Here is an 18641-nt window from a genome sequence, read left to right on the forward strand (position 1 = left end):
TTGATCAAAGCTGCCAGCGCCGTTGGAAAAACGGTCGAAATACGGCTGAAACGTGAACCGAAACGGGCGCGGGGTAAATTGGGCTCCTGAGCGGCCCGTTTATCGCATCAAATAGGCCTCTGGAGCAAGCTGAATAAGCACCATCAGCTATTAAAAACAGAGCAAAACAAGCGGGCCTTCCAAGCCCGCCCAAGTCAGCCCAGATTCACCGGCACGAAAATCCGGCTGTCGCCGCGCAAAATCAGCAGCGCCACTGATTTTTGCGCCTTGGCCACGGTGGCGCGCACCTGGTCGATGCTTTTCACCGGAACGCCGTTGATCGACAGCAGCACGTCGCCCGCCTGCACGCCGGCCAGCGCCGCCGGGCCGCTGGCCTGCTGCACCAAGAGGCCGCTCTCAATGCCCGCTTCCTGCTGTTCGTCGGGCTGCAGCGGACGCAGCGCTAGGCCCAGCTTGCCCTGGCCGGGCGCCTCTTTCTTGCTGGCGACCTGCGCGGCCTTGTCGTCGGCGTTGGCCAGTCGCGCGGTGATTTCCTTTGCCGCGCCCTGGCGCCAGACATCGAGCTTGACGCTGTCGCCCGGCGCCGCCAGGCCAATCACCGCCGGCAGGTCGCCCGACGAGACAATCGGCTGGCCGTTGACCTGACGGATCACGTCGCCCGGCTGCAGGCCCGCCTTGTCGGCCGGGCTGCCTTTTTCAACCGACGACACCAGCGCACCTTCGGGCTTGTCGAGCTTGAAGGAATCGGCAAAGGCCTGGTTGACTTCCTGCACGGACACGCCCAGCCGGGCATGCTCGACCTTGCCGGTGCTGACGATCTGGTTTTTGATCTTGTTCGCCACGTCAATCGGAATGGCGAAGGACACGCCCTGGTAGCCGCCGCTGCGGCTGTAGATTTGCGAGTTGATGCCGACCACTTCGCCGCGCGCGTTGAACAGCGGGCCGCCCGAGTTGCCGGGATTGATGGCGACATCGGTCTGGATGAAGGGCACGGCGCTGTCGTCGGGCAGCGACCGGCCCTTGGCGCTGACAACGCCGGCGGTCACCGTGTTTTCAAAACCGAAGGGCGAGCCGATGGCCAGCACCCATTCGCCGACCTTCAGCTCGCTGGTCTTGCCCAGCGTGGCGACCGGCAGGTTGCTGGCGGCGATCTTCAGCACGGCGATGTCGGTCTTGGCGTCGGCGCCCAGCACCTTGGCTCGGAATTCACGCCGGTCGGTCAGCTTGACGGTGACTTCCTTAGCGCCGCGCACCACATGGGCATTGGTCAGGATGATGCCGTCGCCGCTGACGATGAAGCCCGAGCCCTGGCCGCGCGTCGGCATTTCCTCGGGCGCGCCCGATCCGCCCCGGCCCGCGCCGGGACGCTGGCCCTGCTGGAAGCGGCGGAACAATTCGCCCAGCGGGCCGCTGAGCAGCGGGTCGTCTTCTCCATCGTCGCCGCCCTGCGCCAGAGGGGAATCGTTGGACACCTTGCTCATGCCGGTCACGCTGATGTTGACCACCGACGGGCCGTAGCGTTCGGTAATCTGCGAGAAGTCGGGCAGGGCCATGGGCGTGGCGGCCGTGCTGACGGCCGGGGCTGACAGGGCTGCGGTGGCCGGTGTGTGCGCCATGTTGAATGCGCCGACTCCGGCACCGCCAATGGCGCCAGCGGCCAGCAGCGCCGCAATCAGCTGGGTATTGTTCAAAGCTGCGGAATTCATTGAAAAAGACTCCTTGCGTTGGAAAGGCACGCTTCGGTGCCGATGGAGTCAACTATGGGGACGCAGGCTTAGGCGAAACTTAGGATCTGGCAAATAACAAATTCTCGTCCGTCATTCCCGCGAAGGCGGGAATCCAGCGACACGGGCTGAAACGCTCAAACGAGTCTGGATACCCGCCTTCGCGGGTATGACGCAGGGAAGTTATTGCTGTGACCGCATCCTTAAACCGTCCGGGCCGGCGCAAAGCGCACTTCGACCTTCAGGCCGCCCAGGCGGGCAGAGGCGTCCAGCGCCAGCACCGCGCCGTGCCGGTCGGCAATCGCCTTGACGATGGCCAACCCCAGGCCGCTGCCGGTTTCCTGTGCCGTGTCGCTGGCGCGAAAAAAGCGGTCGAACACGCGCGGGCGGTTTTCCGGCGCGATGCCGGGTCCGCTGTCTTCGACTGTCAGCACCGGCTGGCCTTGCCGCAGTTCCAGCGACACATCGACCTGGCCGCCCGGCGGGGTGTACTTGACGGCGTTTTCCAGCAGGTTGCGCAGCAGGATGCGCAGGGCCTCAAGCTGGCCGCTGACCTCGGGCATGGCCTGCGCCGGCCGGTCGCCGGCCAGCCCCAGGTCAATCCGTTTGTGCCGCGCTTGCGGCAGGACATCGGCCACGCCCAGCTGGACGACCTGGCGCAAATCGACCCGCGCGCTAGCGCCTGCGGCCTGGCCCGAGCCGGCTTCCTCGCGCGCCAGCAGCAGCAGTTGCTCGACGCCGCGAATCGCCCGGTCTATGCCCTGGTTGAGGCGCGCAATGCCGGCTTCGCGCGCGGCGGGGTCGGCGTCCAGGCGGCGCAGGGTTTGCGCCTGCAGCTTGAGCGCGGTCAGGGGCGAGCGCAGTTCATGCGCGGCATCGGCGACAAAATTCTTCTGCGCCTCAAAGGCCTCGCGCACGCGGCCGAACAGCAAATTGATTTCATCGACCAGCGGCCGCACCTCGTCGGGCAGGCCGGCGCCTTCGAGCGGCGAAAAATCATCGGCGGCGCGGCCGGCGACGACGCGGCGCGTGCGCTCTATCGGCGCCAGCGAGCGCTTGATGATCCACCAGACCGCCAGCATCAGCAGCGGCGTGAGCCAGGCAAATGGCAGCACCGCCCGCAGCGCCAGTGCGCGGGCGCGCGCGGTGCGGGCGCTCAGGTCTTGCGCGATCTGCACGGTTTGCAGCGATGTTTGCAGCGTATAGACCCGGTAGCTGTTGCCGTGGGCTTCAACGTCCGAAAAACCCAGCACCGCGCGCGGCGGCAGGGCCGAGCGGGTGGAGCGGAAAATCTGCGTGCCGTCCTGCCCCCAGATCTGCACATACAGGTCATAGCCCGGATCGTCTTCGGCCCCGGCCTGCGGCAGTCCGAGCGGAATGCCGCCGCGCAAGGAGCGCGCCATCTGCTGCAGGTGCTCGTCGAACATCGCATCGGCCTGCCGCAGCGCGCCGCGATAGGCCGTGACGGCCTGCAGCACGGCCGCCAGCAAAATCGCCACCAGCACGAACCACAGCAGCCTCTTGCGCAAGGAATGGGTGTTGCTCATTCCTTGGGAACCACATAACCCAGGCCGCGAACGGTCTGGATGAATTCATTGCCGAGCTTTTTGCGAACGCCGTGGATATACACCTCCACCGCGTTGCTGCTGACATCGTCCTTCCAGCTGAAGAGTTTTTCTTCCAGTTGGGCGCGTGACAGCACCGCGCCGGGGCGGGCCAGCAGCGGCTCCAGCACCGCCCATTCGCGGGCTGACAGCGACACCGGCTGGCCGTGCACCGTGGCTTCGCGGGTGGCCGGGTTCAGGCTCACGCCCTTGTGCTCGAACACCGGCTCGCCCCGGCCAGCGCTGCGCCGCAGCAGGGCGCGAATGCGCGCCAGCAGCTCGTCGATGTCATAGGGCTTGACCACGTAGTCGTCGGCGCCGGCATCGAGCCCGGCGATGCGGTCGCCGACCGCATCGCGCGCCGTGGCGACCAGCACGGGAACGGTCGCGCGCCGGGCGCGCAGCGCGCGCAGCACGTCCAGGCCGTCGCGCTTGGGCAGGCCCAGGTCGAGCAGCACCAGGTCGTACTGCTCGCTGCGCAGCGCCGCGTCGGCCATGACGCCATCGCGCACCCAGTCCGCAGCGTAGTGCTCGGCGCGAAGCACCTGCAGCACCGCCTCGCCGATCATGGCGTCGTCTTCTACCAGCAGCAGGCGCATGGGGGTTTTCCTTGAAGTCGCAAAGTCTGGAGTGTGCAGCTTAGGCGAGGCTTAAAGGGCTGGCGTGTTGCCGAGGTCTTGATGCCAGCAGTCTGGCGGGGAGGCGGCAATGAAAAACCGGGCATTCCGCTGGTTCCGGCTGCTACATTTCCAGCCGGGACAAGTTGTCAGCCAGCTCGCGCACCCCAATCGCTTGCACATCTTCGCTGATGGGGTAACGCTCTAGCCCGGCGTGAACCACAAAACGTCTGGCGGGTTTCAGGTCTTCACAGGCTTCATAAAATCCTCGGGCAGGCTTGGCGGCGCGGCTGCGTTTCACTTCAATCGCCCAGCGCTCGCCGCCTGGCAGTTCCAGCAGCAGATCAATTTCGGCGCCGCCGGAGGTGCGGTAAAACCCCGGCACGGTGAATGCTGGCGCGGCATTGATCAGATTTTCAATGACAAAGCCTTCCCAGCTTGCCCCGACCACCGGGTGTCCCAGCAAGGCGTTCCTGTCGGCAATATTGAGCAGTGCATGAAGCAACCCGCTGTCACGGATATAAACCTTGGGCGACTTCACCAGGCGCTTGCCCACGTTGACGTGGTAGGGCTGGAGGCGTCGCACCAGCAGTAAATCCACCAGCAAATCGGTGTAACGGCTCACTGTCTGGCTGCTGACTTCCAGGCCTGCGGCCAGGCGTGATGCGTTGATCAAGCTGCCCTGGTTGTGTGCCAGCATGGTCCAGAACCGGCGCAAGGTTTCTGCCGGAATGCGCGCGCCAAACATGGGCACGTCGCGTTCGAGATAAGTTCTGAGCAGGTCTTTGCGCCAGCTCAGGCTTTGCTGCTCGCCTGGCGCCAGAAAACCGTCAGGAAAGCCACCGCGTACCCACAAATTCTCAATCGCTTCGGCGGGCACCTCCAGAACACTTAACGGCGTCATGTCGATGTAGCTGATACGCCCGGCCAGACTTTCGCCGCTTTGGCGCATCAGGTCGAGCGATGCAGAGCCGAGCAGCAGGAAGCGCCCGGTGCGCTGCCCCCGGCGCCGGCCTTGGTCAATCAGGCCCCGCAGGGTCAGAAACAAGTCGGGCACCCGGTGAATTTCGTCCAGAATCACAAGCCGGTCTTCATACGCCGACAAAAAGACCGCAGCGTTAATCAACTTGTCTCGTTCTTGAATGTCTTCAAGATCAAGGTAAAGCGCGTTTTGCTCCTCGCCAATCTGGAGCGCCAAGGTGGTTTTGCCCACCTGACGCGGGCCAATCAAGGCCACGGAGGCTTGGCGAGACAGCGCTTGGCGGACAGTTGCTAGGATTTTTCTGGTTAACATTCATGCAAATTTACCATGTATTGGTTAATTTGCATGGATTTTTGTACTTTTCGGCGTGGGAGCTTCCCTCCTCAGTCCCCGGGGCGCCGCCACACCAGCGCCAGCGCCTTGACTTTTTGCCACGGGCTGGCGCGTTCGTCCGACAGCACGTCCAGAAAGTCCGACAGGCGTTTTGACTTGACCATGGTGTAGAGGGTCAATGCCATGGTCAGCACAAAGACGACAGCAAAAATTGACAGCCTGCGGCTCATCGGGGCTTCGGCTTCGGCCAGCAGATTCATGCCCAGAAAGCCGGTGGTCACCGTGCCGATCAGGCCAAAGATGGTCACCACCGTCAGCCGCACCACGGTGTTGGCCTGGCGGCGCAGGCTGTCGGCGTCCAGGTACTGGTTCATTTCGGCAATCCGTTCCTTGACCTCCTTGTACAGCGGGTCCAGTTCAAGGTGATTGGCGCACATCCGAAACAAGGCGCGCACCTGGGCCTGTTCGGACACCTCGTGAAACCAGTAGCGGTGCGTGAAGCGCAAAAACCCGGCAAAGCTGTCGCGTATGGTGCGCTTGAAGCGGCGCACGCTGGCGGCGTCGGTGATGTCCAGGTTTTTCAGGGCTTCGGCCAGCCGGTCCGAGAACATCAGCAAGGCTGCCTTCTGGAAATGGGCAATCAGGAACAGCAGGAAATGCTGGTGCCGGAACTGCGCCAGCACGCCGCGTTCCGGGCAGACGAAAAACGGACTCCGCGCATCACCCAGCACCAGCAGCGTATGCCCGGTGCACACATAACGCGTGTTGGGCGCGGCGCCGCTGTCGGTCCAGAAACGGTCGTAGCAATAGCGCTTTTCGAAGTCGGCCAGGTGTTCTTGGGCATAAGGCAGGCGGGTGTCATGGCTTGATGCTGCTGGTCCGGTCACCAGCCCGAGGCGGATCAGGTCGGCGCGGCTCAGTGCCTGCGGGTTGTCCAGTGCCAGAAAGGCCAGCTGCGGCATGCGGTAGTACTCGATTTGCCGATAGCGCAGGTTCCCGGCCTGGCCGGAATGGTCGCCCACCAGGGGCTGCAGCAGCCAGGCCCAGTGGGCGGCGACACGGGGCGCGCGGTGGCTGCTGACATGGTCCATGAAGATGTCGCGCTGGCTGGCATCCGACCGGGCCAGCACCTGGCCCTCGCGGCCCAGCCATTCGGCATCGACCAGGCAGTGCTGCGCATTGCCGTCAGCGTCCCAGCTTGCCGGATAGCCCCGGCCAAAGCGGTACAGCAAGTCCTGCGCTTGGGCCAGCGTCAGGTCGCTGGCGCTGACCTCGACATAGAGCAGCACCAGGTCCACATCAAGGAAAAAGTAAAGGTCCACATGGGCGATGTCGAGCGTCATCGGCGGCGCCCCCGGGTGCGGCACCGCGCGCATGGCGCTGACGTCGCTGCGGCGAAACACCCGCATCGGCGAGCCTGCCGTCGCTTCCATGCCTTTGAGGCGCCCTTCGCCGTAGAGGAAGCGCTGCACAAAGGGCAAAAAGCTCACGAATTCGTTGTAGTGGCGTTCCTTGAAACGGCCGCTGCCGCCGGTGTATTCATCCACCACTTCACGCCAGGGCGAGGCCTCGCCCATGTCCGCCAGCAGTTGCCAGGGCTTGGCCTGCTGGCCCTCTGAACCCCGAACCGGCATCAGGCGCAAGGGCCACAGCAGGATTTGTCGAAACTGCCGCACGCAGGCTGGGTTGGATTCAATAGGCATACCGGGCACTTTCCATCACAAGGTGCGCAAAGTGTACGGGCCGCGTGTCCTTTTTTCAGGATGGCTTTGTAGCTACCGAAGAAGTCCGGGCAGCGTGGTTCAGGCCAGAAACGCCAACGGCGCCCGAAGGCGCCGTTGGCGGGTGACTGCCCGAAGGCAGTGAGTCATCAGGCTGACTTGGTGGCTTTCTTGACAGCGTCGGATGCCTGGGTGGCAGCGGCCGTGAAGTTCGAATGAGCCGTTTCAACCGCTTTTTTAGTTTGCGTTTGAACCGACTCAAAGGCATTTTGACCGGAGCTCAGTGCATCCTTGAAAGCGGCCACAGCGGTTTCGCTGCCGGCAGGTGCGTTCTTGGTCAGGTTTTCCAGCACGTCGCCGAACGCTTTTTGTGCTTCGGCCGTCTTGGCTTCCACGGCTTTTGTAAATTCGGCACCGCTCTCAGTCACGATGGTCTGAACGTGTTGGGCATAGGCTGCAGACTTGTCGGCCATGGGCTTGAGCAGGCCGGATTGCAGAGCCATCAGCTCTTTGGGATCCTTGATCGCCATGACGGTCTGGATATGGGTGAAGGACTCGCTCAAGGCAGCCTTGGAGGCGGCCATGTTCAGCTCGACCAGCTTTTCGACACCGGCAAAAGCCTGGGTGGTCAGGTCTGTCAGCGCTTGCAGGTTGGCTTTGTTGGTGGCGATGAATTGTTCGGCGGCGTTGTTCATATCGGCTTTCTGGGTTAACTGGGCAAATCGGTTTCCTGCACAGCCAATGCCGTGTGGGATTGTTTATGCTGCAGTGCAACATGGTTTGAATTATAGGGAAAACCCGAGGATGTGGGAAGTTTTTGTTGCACTGCAGCAATTATTAGGGGTGTTGCTCTAGCCGGCTTGCTGCATTGAAGGGCGTATTGCTCTGTGGCGACAAAGCCTTTTTCAGGTCGCGGCCTGCTTCAGCCGTGCATTGACCTCGGCAACGTTGAATGCGGCAGCGTCAAATGAGCCGCCAATCCACTCCGTGAGGTCTTCGTGGTCGGGGTGCGCCGGATCTGCCAATGCCGCCAGGAATTCTTCATACCCTGGGGGGCCGCCAACATCATCGGGCGGACAGGCGTTTTCTCCGTCCAGACAAACCGCCAGCGACAGGGGTGCATCCAGGGTGATGACTTTTTCCACCTTGACCCTGTGGCGCCAGTCGTCCCCAAAGTCGTAAACGTACATGAACGTCTTGCGCGCACCCAGCGCCTTTTGCAGGGTGACGCTTGACTCATCGAGCACATCTTCAAGCATGTCACCCCCAAAATCGTTCGAGCTGTAACGCGCATCAGCAAAGACAAACTCATGCAGATGGCCACCACCCCAGCCCATGCCATCCAGAAGCGCGACATGCAGCAGGGGCAGCTTGATCGTGACGGGCACCAGCAACCGGCGCCACACCTTGGGGAGAACCCATTCAAGCTCTACATGAAGCTGGTACGCCTGCGGCCCCCGGCTTGCGCGGCCGGTGCTTTTGGCCGTGGTTTTACGCGCCCCGGGTTGCTTCGGAGCGTCTGAAGGGGGTTTGTGTTGGGTGGTCATGGGAGTGACTTTACCCAAAATGGACAAGCACACCATTGCTATTTAAAATACACACATTAAAGTGTGTACAAGGAGGCTTTATGCCAACCGCCATCAGTCGTGTATTCATGAACGGCAACAGCCAGGCTGTGCGTATTCCGCAGGAGTTCCGGCTTGCTACCAGCCGGGTGGAGATTTTTCGCAATGCCGATGGCGACTTGGTGCTGCATCCCGTGCCCGCCGACCGGGGTGCCGCCTTGCTGGACGCCCTGACGGCGTTTGACGATGAATTTGTAGCCCTGCTGGAGGCGGGGCAGCGCGACCAGCTTCCCATGCAGGATAGGGAGCCGCTGTGAAGTACATGCTGGACACCAATATCCTGATTTACCTGATGAAAAACAAGCCGCCCCTCGTTGCCCAGCGCGTGAATGCGCTGGATAGCGACGCGGAATTGTGCATGTCGTTTTTCACCTTCGCCGAGTTGCTGATGGGGGCCGAGCGCAGCACCAAAAAAACTGATGTGCTGCGCCGCCTGGACGCGCTGACCCGTGTGGTGCCGGTGCACTACGGCGTCAACCGGGCGATTTGCGAGCACTACGCCGTGCAGTTCACGCGGCTGCGTGTGGCGGGAACGCCGATTGGTGCGAATGATTTATGGATCGCCAGCCATGCGCTGGCCGATGACTGCACGCTGGTGACGAACAACACGCGTGAATTTGCGCGCGTGGCGGGGCTGAGGCTGGAAAACTGGGCGGAGAGTTCGGGTTTGCCGCCGATTGGTTGATATGATTTTGATAGCTGCTTGCGCATGGCTGGCGTGCGCTACAGGCCGAAAGTGTGTGTTGAATGATGTCGGTAATTGAAGTCTGACCTTCATTGCCTGAAGTGATTTCAGAAGAAAAAATTATCAAGAGGAGTTTGGCATGGGCGGAAATGCGTTGAAATCAATTCAAACTCACCGGCTTGATGCCGGTGAATATCATGCGCTCGTGCCAAAGGTTCTTGAAATTATACGAAGCGTTGTGGGTGATAAGCGCCCGCTTTGTGTCATTGATGCTTACCGTGCGAAGCCGGATTTCGGCGACATGGATGTTTTGGTGGGTTCGAATGAGCTTCGCGCCGATTACAAAGACCTGCTGGAAAAAGAATTCAAGTCCCGCGAGGTTTATCGCAATGGCGCTGTGACCAGTTTTGATTTTGACGGATTTCAAATCGACCTGATCGCCATTCCCAACGAAAAATTTGATTATGTAAAATCCTATTTTTCGTGGAATGATCTGGGTAATCTTGTCGGACGGGTTGCCCATAAAATGGGCCTCAAGCATGGGTTTGAAGGTTTATATTTTCCGCTGCGCGCAGGCAGCACGCACCTGATTGCCGAAATTAATATCACGCTGGATGTGAGTCGCGCTCTGACTTTCATGGGTTATGACCCGGTGCGGTTTGCGCAGGGGTTTGACACGCTGGAAGATATTTTCCGATTCACGGCTTCTTCGCCTTATTTTAATCCGGCCATTTATCTTTTTGAAAATGTCAATGCCGCTTCACGGGTGCGCGACATCAAACGCAAAACCTATACCTCTTTTTTGAAATGGCTCAGTGATCCCCAGGGTTTGCAGTTCTTTAAAAACGAGCGCCCGGAAATTGATGGCAGCCATGTTTTTCCGCAAGACAAGTCGGTCTGGATCGCGCCGCTGCGTGCGGAATTTCCCGATTTTGGCGATTCACTCGATCAAGCCCTGTTTCAACAATCCAGAAGCGAAGCGGTCAGAGCTATTTTTAATGGCGAACGGGTGGCCCAGTTAACGGGCCTTTCCGGTAAATCTTTGGGTAATCTGATGGGCGACGTGCGCAACAGCCATGGAAATACCGACGCCTGGGTGCAGTGGGTGCTGAGCGTCGGGCAGGCGGGCGTCGATGCCGCCGTGATGCAGGCGGCCCGGCGGCTGTCGGCGGGTTAATCCGCTACGCCTTCACCCCAGCCGCGCCCGGTGCCGCGCAATCTGCGCCCGCACCTGCGCCGGGGCCGTGCCACCCAGGATATTCCGCGCATTCAGCGAGCCGCGCAGGCTCAGCACTTCATACACATCCTTTTCAATCGACGGGTTGAACTCCTGCAGCACCGCCAGCGGCAATTCCGACAAATCCACCTGGTGCGCCGTGGCGGCCTTGACCGCGTGGGCCACGGTTTCATGCGCGTCGCGGAAGGGCAGGCCTTTTTTCGTCAGGTAGTCGGCCAGGTCGGTCGCCGTGGCGTAGCCGCGCAGGGCGGCGCGCTCCATGGCTTCGGGCTTGACGGTGATGCCGCCGACCATCTCGGCAAAAATCCGCAGCGTGTCTTTCAGCGTGTCCACGGTGTCGAACAGCGGCTCCTTGTCTTCCTGGTTGTCCTTGTTGTAGGCCAGCGGCTGGCCCTTCATCAGCGTGATCAGGCCCATCAGGTGGCCGACGACGCGGCCGGTCTTGCCGCGCGCGAGTTCGGGCACGTCAGGGTTTTTCTTCTGCGGCATGATGGATGAGCCGGTGGTGAAGCGGTCGGCGATGTTGATGAAGCCGAAGTTCTGGCTCATCCACAAAATCAGCTCTTCGCTGAAGCGGCTGATGTGCACCATCGACAGCGACGCGGCTGCCGTGAATTCAATCGCGAAGTCGCGGTCGCTCACGGCGTCCAGGCTGTTCTGGCAGACCTGCGGCTGGCCCTGCTCATCGACCATTCCCAGTGTGACGGCAACGCGTTCGCGGTCCAGCGGGTAGCTGGTGCCGGCCAGCGCGGCGGCGCCCAGCGGCAGGCGGTTGACGCGGCGGCGCACTTCCAGCATGCGCTCGGCGTCGCGGCTGAACATCTCGACATAGGCCAGCATGTGGTGGCCAAAGCTCACCGGCTGGGCGACCTGCAGGTGCGTGAAGCCGGGCAGGATCACCTCGACGTTTTTATCGGCGATCTCGACCAGCGCTTTTTGCAAATCTAGCAGCAGGCCGCCAATCAGGTCAATCTCGCCGCGCAGCCACAGGCGCACGTCGGTGGCCACCTGGTCGTTGCGCGAGCGGCCGGTGTGCAGGCGCTTGCCAGGGTCGCCGACCAGCTGGGTCAGCCTGGCCTCGATGTTCAGGTGCACGTCTTCGAGGTCCAGCTTCCATTCGAATTCGCCGGCTTCTATCTCGCGCGTGATTTGCGCCATGCCGTACTGGATGGCGGCATGGTCGGCCGGGGCGATGATGGCTTGCGCGGCCAGCATGTCGGCGTGCGCCAGCGAGCCGGCGATGTCGGCCTGCCACAGGCGCTTGTCGAAAAACACGCTGGAGGTGTAGCGCTTGACCAGGTCGCTCATGGGCTCGGAAAACAGGGCGGACCAGGCTTGGGATTTCTTGTCGAATTGATTCACGTCGGGCTTTCTTGGAGTGGCAGGCTCGGTGCGGGTTGAAAAGAGCGCTGTGTGGGAGCGATTAGCCGGTGGCTGAAATAGTGTTCAGCGCAGTAGCCTGAAGGCCTTGACCGGTGCAATACTCATCACGCTAATTTTATCTGCGCGCCTGCCTGCCTGAAAATCACCTTCCTGAATGAAGCCAACCACTGCCTCCCAGAACTTTGACGATTCCACGCTGCATGGCGGCCTGACGCTGGCCGACGGAACTGCCCCCGTGTCCCCGTTCGCGCCGCGCGCCACCCTGTTTGACACCTGCCATGTCGGCGTAGTGCTGCGCGTCGTGCTGCTGGTGCAGGCGGTCGTGGGCGTGGGCGCGATGTTCGGCACGGCCGAGCCGCTGGACTGGCTGCTGCGGTTTTCACTGCTGACCGGCGGCGTGCTGCCCGCCACGCTGGCCTGGCTGATTGCCGTCTGCGTCTTCAAGGGCCGGCTGAACCGGCTCGATGTGTCGTTGCAGTGGCTGGCCGGCACGGTGATGGGCGCCGTGGCCGGTGTCTATGGCTGCGGCCTGCTGGCGCTGATGGGGCTCTTGCTGCCGGCTCCGTGGTGGGCCAGCGGCGCGTCGGGCGTGCTGCTGTCGGCGATGGTGCTGGCTGGCCTGTTCTGGCGCGCCAAGGCCAGGACGCCTGCGGCCACGGCGGCGCGGCTGGCCGAGCTGCAGTCGCGCATCCGCCCGCATTTTCTGTTCAACACGCTCAACAGCGCGATTGCGCTGGTGCGCGCCGAGCCGGCCAAGGCCGAGGCGGTGCTCGAAGACCTGAGCGAGTTGTTCAGGAGCGCGCTGGCCGACCCGGCCGAGTCGGTCACGCTGGGGCAGGAAATCGCGCTGGCGCAACGCTACCTGGAGATCGAGCAAATCCGCTTCGGCGAGCGCCTGCGCGTGCAGTGGAGCCTGGACGCGAGTGCCGACGCGGCCCGGCTGCCGCCGCTGCTGCTGCAGCCGCTGGTTGAAAACGCCGTGCGGCATGGCGTGGAGCCCAGCGCCAGCGGCGCGCAACTCAGGATTTCCACGCTCAGGCGCGGCGGCAGCGTGGTCGTCAAGGTGACCAATTCGGCGCCTGCCGGAAGCGGCCAGCCGGGCCACGGGCTGGCGCTGACCAATGTGCGCGAGCGCCTGTTCCTGCTGCATGACGTACAGGCCCAGTTCAAGACCGCGTTCAAGGACGGCCTGTTTCAGGTCAGGCTGGAGATTCCGCTGTGAGAGCCTTGAAGATACTGCTGGTCGATGACGAGGCGCTGGCTAGATCGCGCCTGCGCACCTTGCTGGGCGACTGCGCGGCGCCCCTTGCCGTGGTGGCTGCCGAGGCCGCCGACGCGGTGCAGGCTATGGGCGCGCTGCAGCGCCAGCCGTTTGACGCGGTGCTGCTCGACATCCACATGCCCGGCATGGATGGCATGGCGCTGGCCGGACTGATTGCCGGCTTGCCCCGGCCGCCGGCCGTGGTGTTCGTCACGGCGCACGCCGGGCACGCGGTGCAGGCCTTCGAGCTGGACGCGGTGGACTACCTGACCAAGCCGGTGCGGCTGGAGCGGCTGCGGCAGGCGCTACAAAAAGTAGAGCGCCTTGTGCAAGCCAGACTTGCGCAAGAGCCCGAAAAGGCTGAAGAAACCCTGCTCATCCAGGACCGGGGCCGGACCGAGCGCGTGCCGCTGTCGGAGGTGCTGTACTTCAAGGCCGAGCTGAAATACATCACCGTGCGAACCGCCAGTCGCAGCTACATCCTGGACGGCTCGCTCAATGAACTCGAAGCGCTTCATGGCGGCAGCTTCATGCGGATTCACCGCAATGCCCTGATTGCCCGGCGCGCGGTGCGTGCGCTGGAAAAGCATTTCGACCCGGAGGAGGGCGAAGGCTGGGCCGTGCGGCTCAATGGCATCGACGAGCTGCTGGCGGTGTCGCGCCGGCAGCTTGCCGCCGTGCGGGACGCCATCGCCGGCTGATGCCGGCGCCTCGGGTTCCTGCCGGCAGGCGGCCAGGCTGGCAGCTGCCGCGTTTCATGGGGCGCGTCCTATGGTTTTTTGGGTTTATTGCGTGTTCAATATTCAACTATTCCCCGGCATGGCGCCGACGGCCGGTGCCAGCCAGGGTTGACAAGGACAAAGATGACTGAAGAAAACGCGGTGAACGTGCCGCTTGCCGAGCCTGAAGAAGAAGAGGTCACGGCGTTCCCTGAGCCGGAACGCCTGCTTCTTCAGATGCCGGTGGATGTGCGCAATCTCTCGCTGGTGGTGCTGGCGATCCTGGCCGGCCTGTTCGTGCTTCAGTGGGCGCGGGCCGTGTTCATCCCGATCATGCTCAGCGTGCTGTTCAGCTATGCGTTTTCGCCGCTGGTCAACTGGCTCGAACTCAGGCGCGTGCCGCGCTGGCTCAGTTCGGCCGTGCTGCTGCTGGCCATCCTGGGCGCGATGGGCTCGGGCGCCTACCGGCTTCGGCTGGAAGCCGCGCAACTGATCGAGGCCTTGCCGGCAGCGGCGCAAAAGCTGGGCCGGGCGCTCAAATCGAGCAGCGGCAAGTCCGAAAGCGCGCTGGAAACAGTGCAAAGGGCCGCCTCCCAGATCGAGCAGGCCACCCGGGAGAGCGCTGCCGTAACCGGCCCCAACCGGGGCGCCACGCGTGTCGTGATCGAGGCGCCGCGCTTCAACATCAAGGACTATCTGTGGACCGGCACCGTCGGCCTGCTCGCGCTGATCGGGCAGGTGACCGTGGTGGTGTTTTTGACCTATTTTCTGATGCTCTCGGGCGACACCTTTCGCCGCAAGCTGGTCAAGCTGGCGGGGCCGAGCCTGAGCAAGAAAAAAGTCACGCTGCAGGCGCTGCATGAGGTTGCCGGGCAGATCCAGCGCTACCTGCAGGTGCAGCTGCTGACCAGCCTGCTGGTGGGCGTGCTGACCGGGGTGGCCCTGATGTTCCTCGGGCTGGAGAATGCCGGGGCCTGGGGCGTCGTGGCCGGCGTGCTCAACCTGGTGCCCTACATCGGCTCGCTGATCACGGCGGCGACCTCGGCGCTGGTGGCCTTTTTGCAGTTTGGCTCGACCAACATGGCGCTGGCGGTGGGCGGCGCGTCGGTGCTGATCCACACGCTGGTCGGCAACCTGCTCACACCCTGGCTGACCAGCCGCGCCAGCCGGCTCAGTCCGGTGGCGGTGTTCATGGGGCTGCTGGCCTGGGGCTGGCTGTGGGGCGTGTGGGGCTTGCTGCTGGGCATTCCGATCCTGATGATCGTCAAGTCGGTGTGCGACCGGGTTGAGGATTTGAAGCCGATTGGGGAGTTTCTGGGTTCGTGATTCAAGGTGTTTTGTTGGTGTTTTATTGCTTTTGCGCAGGTAGGGTAAGCGCAGGGCAATCGCACCTAAATTGATAGCACGCTGCAATCAAGCACCTTGAGCATATAAGCCGGATCCCAGCCAGCGCGGCAGCGCTTGCTTTTGACGCTGGCCTTCAGGCTGGTCTCGCGCTGAAGCTGGGTGAGCGCCAGGCGGCGCAGGCACGCCAGGTTGGCCGGGCCTTCGTCCCTGCGCACTTTGCAGGCGTCCTCCCTGAAACTCACGTCCAGCGACCAGTGCAATTCGTTCTCCACCGCCCAGTGGCTGCGGATCGCCTGGGCAATGGTCTGTGCGCTCGCGCTCAAGGGCAAACTGCTGATGTAGTAGTGGGTCTCGTCGCTGGTTTTGCCTGCCACCTGGCGCGTGCGCCGCACCATGGCGATGGTTTGCAGGTTCGTCCAGTATTTGGTGGCGCGCTTGAGGTGCTCGGGCACCGCCATGAGCCAGTGTTCGCGGCTCTCAATGCGCCCGTGGTTGTGGGTACTGGCGCATTCCCGATAGTGGCTGTGCGCTGGCCCGATTTGCTCGCTGGCGTGGCAAGCCTCAAACCAGGCCGCAACTCCCCCGTGCAGGTGGCGGTGGTTGCCCTTGAGGTTGAGCACGTAGTCCGCTTCACTGTGCACGATGGCTTTGGTGATGGCCTTTTGACACCCCATGGCGTCAATGGTGACGATGCAGCCCTGGATGCTCAGCAGCTTGAGCAACTCGGGAATGGCGGTGATTTCGTTGGACTTTTTGTCCGTCTGCACCTGCCCCAGCAACATGCTGGCCTGGCACGCCCAGGCGCTCACGATATGCAGCGCCGACTGTCCGCCATGGCCCGAGCCGCGCACGCTCTTGCCATCAATGGCCACCACGCCCTGGACCTGGCCGGCAATGCTTTGCAGCCAGTCGATGCATACTTTCTCCAGCGCCTGCGAGTCAATGAGCTGGAACACCCGGCCAAACGTGTCGTGCGAGGCAATGCCATTGGGCAGCTTCAAAAACGTGGCGAACCATTCCTTCTTTGCCTTGCCAAACTGCACCACGTCAACCCAGTTATCGGCCCCGCCGATAACCGCGCACAGCGCAATCACCAAAATGTCCATCAGTTCATGGCGCCGTGTGCGCTCGATGCGAGGATCGGGCACCTGCCGCAAGTGCTCCATCAGGCTTGTCCCGGTGCTTTGCGTCATCAACAATTCAGGCTTCCCAAATCACATGACTATAGTTTCCTCCCCCTTTGCGCTTGGCTTCTTCAATTCCTGCTATCAATTTAGGTACGATTGCCCTGAGGGTAAGCGCAAGAAGCTATTGAATTAATAGCAAAACAAGGCAGACAGGAAGGAAACCGTTTTTCCATGCACCTGCCGCACCGCCGGCTGCCCGGGCTACAGATTTTTCAAGGTCACACTCAACTGTTTTCCGGCCGTGGCCGTGATGCGCCAGTCTTCGCCATGCTCGTCGATGGTGGCCGTGCCTTCGGTCACGACGGGTCTGGCGAAGCGGTGCTTGGGAATCCACCAGGCCATGTGCGCCAGATCCTCTGCTTGGGCCTTGAGCAGCAGGCCGCCTGGACGGCTGTCGAGCTGCCACTGGACTTGCTCGCGGCGCGCCAAAAAATCCGCCGCCTGGGTCATCGTGATCCAGTTGCAGCGCTTGGCCTCGCGACAGGCCTTGATGGTGTTGACGAAACGGTTCACGGCATTGAGGTAGAGCACCGCGCCGGGCGGGTGAAAGTACACCAGCCGCAACACCTGTTCGCGCTCGACGAATTTGCCGACTTCGTTCAGCCAGTTTTCATAATTCGCGGCCGGAACATGCTGAAAGAACGCGTCCTCCGCAGTCGCGACCGGTCCCATGGTCAGCACCGGAAAGGCCCACATCGTGCTCATCCGCTCGGTGTCCAGCCAGGCGTGGGTCGGTCCCATGCCGACATTGCCCGTCTGGTAATAGCCCACGAAGCCCCGGCTTTCCAGCCAGCGGGTGACCCACTGCGGCTGATTGCCGACCGGCGCTGAATACTCGCGCGGGGGAGCGCCCGCAATCTCGGTCATCGTCTGGTGGTTCAGCGTCAGGTACTGCTCGTAGTCGGCCTGGTTGCCGGCGTTGATGTTGTTGCCAAAATAATTGTGAATCCAGCCGCCATGGTTTCCCACCGCATGGCCCTGGGCCATCAGCCCCTTGATCAAGCCGCGCACTTCGGGGTCGTTCGGCACGTTCAGGCCGCCGCCATCTCCTGGCAGGTTCACATCCGGCCCCGCCGTGAAGTGAAACGAGAACGGGCCTTCGTTGAAGATGCCCGCGTCCTTGAGCAGCTTCAGCGAGGGCAATGCGGGCTTGGCATCGACATGCCAGTTGAGCACGATGCCTCCCTTGCCGTCAGGCGTTCCGGCAAGGCGCGGCTGATACAGCATGTCGCCGGCAAAGTAATGCAGAAAACTGTGCAAAAAGATGCCGTCGGTGCGTTGCTTCAGATAGGTCAGCGGAAAATTGACAAACAGGGTTTCGCCCTTGCCAAAGCGGTGGCGGCTGGCCAGGGCGCCGCCATCTTCATTGCTCATCAGGGGCTGCGACGGTTTACCCCGCGTGACCAGTGTGGCGAAAGACTGGGGCAGCTTGCTGTAATCGTAGATCAGGGCGGAAAAATCTGCGTGGGCATCGTCCGCAGGCCCCGCCCTGACGGGGAAAGTCATCTCTTTTGAAGCAAATCGTCCAGGCGGAATATGCAGCTGTTCCATCACGCTGGCTTGCGCCAGCCCGAACTGGCTGCGCTTTGCCAGGCCCTGGCCGAGTTCTTCGTACATTCCGTAGTCCACCCCCGCCAGGTCTGAAAACCGTGACTTGCCGGGGGGGTAAAAACCGTTGGCCGTGAGCAGGCCACCGTCGTACACCAGCATCAAATGCCCGCCGTCCGCCACATAGCTGCGCAGCAACCTCACCACGCTGTCGTCCACGCGGCGGTGAAAAGTGTCCGGCAGGATGACGCCCTCCCATTTCACCCCGCGCAGCAAGGTCGCGCGCACCCAGTCGCTGACTTTGATGGGCTGCAGGCGCACGCCTTCCTCATGGGCGCCGTCCAGCCACATGCGGATGAAGTGAGAGTTTTCCGGCAAGTCATCGGGCAGCAGCAGCGCAATGCTGGCGGGTGCCAGCTGGGGTGGACTCTTCCACTGGCCCCAGGCAAAAAAACCGATCAGTAAAGCAGCGGCGATGATTGTGATTCTTGTCACCGCAAGGACTTTTTTCATGGGCCGTTCCGAGTGGACGCTTGCACAATCTGCAATGAATGTGGTCTGCAACCCAGACCGGTTTTAACGAATCATTAAGCACAGGCGGTGCTGGCCGGGTCAATACCCAGTTATTGGTTAAATTTGGAAAAAAGAAAGTCAACCAGACCTGTAAT

General features: G+C 62.2%; 16 protein-coding genes. 6 read left to right on the forward strand and 10 right to left on the reverse strand.

The window, feature by feature from the left end; translation table 11 throughout:
• Positions 1-194: 194 nt before the first annotated feature.
• The 7 genes from ABLV49_RS05375 to ABLV49_RS05405 form a co-directional block, all read right to left on the reverse strand.
• Positions 195-1706 (reverse strand): DegQ family serine endoprotease, encoded by a 1512-nt coding sequence (locus tag ABLV49_RS05375; RefSeq protein WP_349280608.1) that lies wholly within the window; start codon positions 1704-1706, stop codon positions 195-197.
• 221 nt (positions 1707-1927) lie between these two features.
• On the reverse strand, positions 1928-3271 hold the full coding sequence (locus ABLV49_RS05380; protein ID WP_349280610.1) for an ATP-binding protein: 1344 nt from the start codon (positions 3269-3271) through the stop codon (positions 1928-1930).
• Positions 3268-3927, reverse strand: coding sequence for a response regulator (locus ABLV49_RS05385; protein ID WP_349280611.1), 660 nt, complete (start codon positions 3925-3927; stop codon positions 3268-3270). Before ABLV49_RS05385 ends, ABLV49_RS05380 begins: the two co-directional genes overlap by 4 nt.
• Before the next feature lie 142 nt (positions 3928-4069).
• Positions 4070-5182: an ATP-binding protein gene (locus ABLV49_RS05390; RefSeq protein ID WP_349280613.1), complete on the reverse strand. Its 1113-nt coding sequence runs from the start codon at positions 5180-5182 to the stop codon at positions 4070-4072.
• Between the two features lie 128 nt (positions 5183-5310).
• Positions 5311-6963, reverse strand: a complete 1653-nt coding sequence (locus tag ABLV49_RS05395) for a hypothetical protein (protein ID WP_349280615.1) — start codon at positions 6961-6963, stop codon at positions 5311-5313.
• 167 nt (positions 6964-7130) lie between these two features.
• Complete coding sequence (locus ABLV49_RS05400) at positions 7131-7676, reverse strand: phasin family protein (protein WP_349280616.1); 546 nt, start codon at positions 7674-7676, stop codon at positions 7131-7133.
• Between the two features lie 210 nt (positions 7677-7886).
• Positions 7887-8528: a plasmid pRiA4b ORF-3 family protein gene (locus ABLV49_RS05405; protein WP_349280618.1), complete on the reverse strand. Its 642-nt coding sequence runs from the start codon at positions 8526-8528 to the stop codon at positions 7887-7889.
• Between the two features lie 80 nt (positions 8529-8608).
• On the opposite strand from ABLV49_RS05405, the gene ABLV49_RS05410 reads away from it, so the two are divergent.
• The 3 genes from ABLV49_RS05410 (at position 8609) to ABLV49_RS05420 (ending at position 10468) form a co-directional block, all read left to right on the forward strand.
• Positions 8609-8863 carry an antitoxin gene (locus ABLV49_RS05410; protein WP_349280620.1) on the forward strand — a complete coding sequence of 85 codons (255 nt, stop codon included), beginning with the start codon at positions 8609-8611 and terminating at the stop codon, positions 8861-8863.
• A 5-nt stretch (positions 8864-8868) separates the two neighbouring features.
• Complete coding sequence (locus tag ABLV49_RS05415; RefSeq protein ID WP_349280622.1) at positions 8869-9291, forward strand: type II toxin-antitoxin system VapC family toxin; 423 nt, start codon at positions 8869-8871, stop codon at positions 9289-9291.
• A gap of 139 nt (positions 9292-9430) precedes the next feature.
• Entirely contained in the window at positions 9431-10468 is a 1038-nt protein-coding gene (locus ABLV49_RS05420) for a hypothetical protein (protein ID WP_349280624.1), read from the forward strand.
• 12 nt (positions 10469-10480) lie between these two features.
• Here ABLV49_RS05420 and argH read toward each other — a convergent pair whose 3' ends face one another.
• The gene (argH, locus tag ABLV49_RS05425) at positions 10481-11890 is read right to left on the reverse strand and encodes an argininosuccinate lyase (RefSeq protein ID WP_349280626.1); all 1410 of its coding nucleotides are present in this window, start codon (positions 11888-11890) and stop codon (positions 10481-10483) included.
• A 175-nt stretch (positions 11891-12065) separates the two neighbouring features.
• On the opposite strand from argH, the gene ABLV49_RS05430 reads away from it, so the two are divergent.
• From ABLV49_RS05430 to ABLV49_RS05440, 3 genes are all read left to right on the forward strand, one after another.
• A complete protein-coding gene (locus ABLV49_RS05430) occupies positions 12066-13133 on the forward strand; it encodes a sensor histidine kinase (RefSeq protein WP_349280628.1) in 1068 nt (355 codons plus the stop codon).
• Positions 13134-13138: 5 nt separating this feature from the next.
• The gene (locus tag ABLV49_RS05435; RefSeq protein ID WP_349280630.1) at positions 13139-13873 is read left to right on the forward strand and encodes a LytR/AlgR family response regulator transcription factor; all 735 of its coding nucleotides are present in this window, start codon (positions 13139-13141) and stop codon (positions 13871-13873) included.
• Positions 13874-14035: 162 nt separating this feature from the next.
• Entirely contained in the window at positions 14036-15217 is a 1182-nt protein-coding gene (locus ABLV49_RS05440; RefSeq protein ID WP_349280632.1) for an AI-2E family transporter, read from the forward strand.
• 65 nt (positions 15218-15282) lie between these two features.
• On the opposite strand, the gene ABLV49_RS05445 is transcribed toward ABLV49_RS05440, so the two are convergent.
• On the reverse strand, positions 15283-16431 hold the full coding sequence (locus ABLV49_RS05445) for an ISAs1 family transposase (protein WP_349280133.1): 1149 nt from the start codon (positions 16429-16431) through the stop codon (positions 15283-15285).
• Positions 16432-16626: 195 nt separating this feature from the next.
• On the reverse strand, positions 16627-18486 hold the full coding sequence (locus tag ABLV49_RS05450) for a polysaccharide deacetylase family protein (RefSeq protein WP_349280634.1): 1860 nt from the start codon (positions 18484-18486) through the stop codon (positions 16627-16629).
• Positions 18487-18641: the final 155 nt, after the last annotated feature.

Source organism: Polaromonas hydrogenivorans, from assembly GCF_040105105.1.
Lineage (GTDB): Bacteria > Pseudomonadota > Gammaproteobacteria > Burkholderiales > Burkholderiaceae_C > Polaromonas > Polaromonas hydrogenivorans.